This is a genomic window from Streptomyces aurantiacus JA 4570, from assembly GCF_000414115.1.
Taxonomy (GTDB): Bacteria; Actinomycetota; Actinomycetes; order Streptomycetales; family Streptomycetaceae; genus Streptomyces; species Streptomyces aurantiacus_A.
The window spans coordinates 1-2,691 of record NZ_AOPZ01000457.1 but is presented as its reverse complement, the minus strand read 5'-3'; the positions used below and the strand labels follow the sequence as shown (position 1 = coordinate 2,691).

1 protein-coding gene and 1 pseudogene are annotated in these 2,691 nt (G+C 75.3%); one reads left to right on the top strand and one right to left on the bottom strand.

The window, feature by feature from the left end; all coding sequences use genetic code 11:
- A pseudogene (locus STRAU_RS34480) lies at positions 1–330 on the bottom strand (hypothetical protein); the annotation flags it as partial.
- A gap of 208 nt (positions 331–538) precedes the next feature.
- Here STRAU_RS34480 and STRAU_RS34475 point away from each other — a divergent pair.
- Positions 539–2,566: a thioredoxin domain-containing protein gene (locus STRAU_RS34475; RefSeq protein WP_016645049.1), complete on the top strand. Its 2,028-nt coding sequence runs from the start codon at positions 539–541 to the stop codon at positions 2,564–2,566.
- Positions 2,567–2,691: the final 125 nt, after the last annotated feature.

Below are 2,691 nucleotides of genomic sequence, written 5' to 3'. Positions count from 1 at the left end.
GCCCGCGCCGAGCGCCGTGCCGCCGCCCGTGCCGAGCGCGAGGTCGGCCGCCGTGGCCGCGACGGCGGCGACGCCCGCGACCAGCAGGGGAGTTCCGGCGCCCTCCTTCGCGTACCGCTGCGCGAACGTCTGCTGCCCGGCCGCCGCCTCGTCCAGGGCCCGGGTGTACGCCTCGTACTCCTCGGCCGCCGTCCGCGCCATGGCGTCGAGCGCGCCGCGCGCCCGCGAGAGCAGCACCCCGCCGTCCGTGCGCCCGCCCGTGCGCCGGACCTCCTCCTCGACCGCCCGTGCCAACAGCCGCTCGGCTTCGGCCCGATGGCTGTCCCGCATGTGGTCCCCCTCCGAGAGCGGCACGTGCCGACGACACGTGTCCGTGCGTGGCCTCGTACCCATGTACGGCTGCCCGGTACACGGGTACTGGGCCATCCGGGCATACGTCTGCCCCGTACCTCTACATGTACGTGTCAGTGTCCTGCGTACGAGGCGCCGGCGCGAGCGAGTCGGCGGATCAGGGGCCGGTGTGCGCGAGGATGGGACCATGCCGAACCGACTGGCCCATGAGACGTCCCCCTACCTCCTCCAGCACGCCGACAACCCGGTCGACTGGTGGCCGTGGTCGGCCGAGGCGTTCGCCGCCGCCCGCGAGCGCGGCGTGCCCGTCCTGCTCTCCGTCGGCTATTCGAGCTGTCACTGGTGTCACGTCATGGCCCACGAATCGTTCGAGGACGACGCCACGGCCGCGCTCATGAACGAGCACTTCGTGAACATCAAGGTGGACCGCGAGGAGCGCCCCGACGTCGACGCCGTCTACATGGAGGCCGTGCAGGCCGCGACCGGCCAGGGCGGCTGGCCCATGACGGTGTTCCTCACCGCCGACGCCGAGCCCTTCTACTTCGGCACCTACTTCCCGCCCGAGCCGCGCCACGGCATGCCGTCCTTCCCGCAGGTCCTCGACGGGGTGCACCGGGCGTGGGCGGACCGGCGCGACGAGGTCGGCGAGGTCGCCGCGAAGATCGTCAAGGACCTGTCGGAGCGTCAACTGGCCGCCGGGGACGGGCAGCGACCCGGCGAGGAGGAGCTCAGCAAGGCCCTCCTCGGGCTGACCCGCGACTACGACGCGACACACGGCGGCTTCGGCGGCGCCCCCAAGTTCCCGCCGTCCATGGTGATCGAGTTCCTGCTGCGCCACCACGCCCGCACCGGCTCCGAGGGCGCCCTGCAGATGGCCGCCGACACCTGCGAGCGGATGGCGCGCGGCGGCATCTACGACCAGCTCGGCGGCGGCTTCGCCCGCTACTCCGTGGACCGCGAGTGGGTCGTGCCGCACTTCGAGAAGATGCTGTACGACAACGCGCTGCTGTGCCGCGTGTACGCCCACCTGTGGCGGGCCACGGGCTCGGACCTGGCGCGCCGCGTCGCCCTGGAGACGGCCGACTTCATGGTGGGCGAACTGCGCACCAACGAGGGCGGGTTCGCCTCCGCCCTGGACGCCGACAGCGAGGACGCGACCGGCAAGCTCGTCGAGGGCGCGTACTACGTGTGGACGCCCGCGCAGCTGCGCGAGGTCCTGGGCGAGGCCGACGGCGACCTCGCGGCGGCGTACTTCGGCGTGACCGAGGAGGGCACCTTCGAGGAGGGATCCTCCGTCCTCCAGCTCCCGCAGCGCGACGGCGGCGTGGTCGCCGACGCCTCGCGGATCGCCGCCGTCCGCGAGCGGCTGCTCGCCGCCCGCGCCGAGCGGCCCGCGCCCGGCCGCGACGACAAGGTGGTCGCCGCGTGGAACGGCCTCGCGATCGCCGCGCTCGCCGAGACGGGCGCCCTCTTCGACCGGCCCGACCTGGTCGCGGCGGCCGTGGGGGCGGCGGATCTTCTCGTACGTCTCCACATGGACGACCGCGCGCGGCTCGCCCGCACGTCCAAGGACGGACACGTGGGCGCCAACGCCGGGGTCCTGGAGGACTACGCCGACGTCGCCGAGGGCTTCCTCACCCTGGCCTCCGTCACGGGGGAGGGCGTGTGGCTGGAGTTCGCCGGGTTCCTGCTCGACCACGTGCTCGCGCAGTTCGTGGACCCCGGGTCCGGGGCGCTGTACGACACGGCGGCCGACGGGGAGCGCCTCATCCGGCGCCCGCAGGACCCCACGGACAACGCGGCCCCCTCCGGCTGGTCGGCCGCCGCGGGCGCGCTGCTCTCGTACGCGGCGCACACCGGGGCCGCGCCGCACCGGGAGGCGGCGGAGCGGGCCCTCGGGGTCGTCAAGGCGCTGGGGCCGCGGGTGCCGCGGTTCATCGGGCACGGGCTCGCCGTCGCGGAGGCCGCGGTGGACGGGCCGCGGGAGGTGGCGGTCGCCGGGGAGGTCGGCGGCGCGCTGCACCGGGTGGCGCTCCTGGGCACGGCGCCCGGCGCGGTCGTCGCCGCGGGCCCGCCGGACGGCGAACTCCCGCTGCTCGCGGGGCGGTCCCTGGTGGACGGCCGGGAGACGGCGTACGTCTGCCGGGGCTTCGTCTGCGACCGCCCGACCACGGACCCGGAGGAATTGGCGGAGGCGCTGGGCACGTTCGGCTGAGCCCGCCGTCGCGCCGTCCCGGCCGGTGGTCCGTCAGCGGCCCGTCAGCGCGCCGGGCGCCGCGTTGGCCTCCGGCTTCTTCGCTCGCCTCCCGGCCGCCTGCCCTCATGGGGGCTGCGCCCCCT